Origin of the sequence: Streptomyces sp. MS06, assembly GCF_047200655.1 — a bacterium.
Taxonomy (GTDB): domain Bacteria; phylum Actinomycetota; class Actinomycetes; order Streptomycetales; family Streptomycetaceae; genus Streptomyces.
In genome coordinates, this window is the sequence record NZ_JBJZOJ010000160.1 from 1 (window position 1) to 688 (window position 688).

The window sequence follows — 688 nt, forward strand, 5'->3', positions numbered from 1 at the left end:
TCCACATCCTGCACCAGCGCGTTGTCCATCACCCCGGCCGCATGCACCACACCCGACAACGGCCGCCGCGGCCCGAACCGGGCCAACAACCCCGCCAACGCCTCCCGATCAGCCACATCACACGCCACGACCTCAACCCGGGCACCAGCAGCCTCCAGATCCCCGACCAACTCCACCGCCCCCGCAGCGTCCAAACCACGACGACTGACCAGCAGCAGATCCCCCACCCCGTGCCGCTCCACCAGATCCCGGGCCACCAACGCACCCAGACCACCCGTACCACCCGTCACCAGCACCGCCCCACCACCCCACAAGGCAGCAGACCCCCCGACGACCGGCCCCGTCTCCCCCGCACCGAACACCCGAGCCAGACGCGGAAGCAACGCCCGCCCCCCACGCACCGCGATCTCGTCCTCCCCCGCGGCAACCGCCCCCACCGCCACCCCGACATCCCCACCGGGCTCGAGGTCGAGCAGCGTGAACCGGCCCGGGTTCTCCGCCTGCGCGGCCCGCAACACACCCCACACCCCCGCCACACCCAACTCCACCCCCACGTCACCGGGCAACGCCACCGCACCCCGAGTGACCACCACCAGACGCGACCCGGCGAAACGAGCATCCGACAACCAGCGCCCCACCCGCTCCAACACCAGCCCCACCACACCCCGCGCCCGCACAGGAACATCCC

1 protein-coding gene is annotated in these 688 nt (G+C 71.9%); it reads right to left on the reverse strand.

Annotated elements, in window-relative coordinates:
* Positions 1–677, reverse strand: a 677-nt coding sequence (locus ACL02U_RS32935; protein ID WP_412794681.1) for an SDR family NAD(P)-dependent oxidoreductase, incomplete at its 3' end; no start/stop codon positions are given.
* Between the last annotated feature and the right edge of the window lie 11 nt (positions 678–688).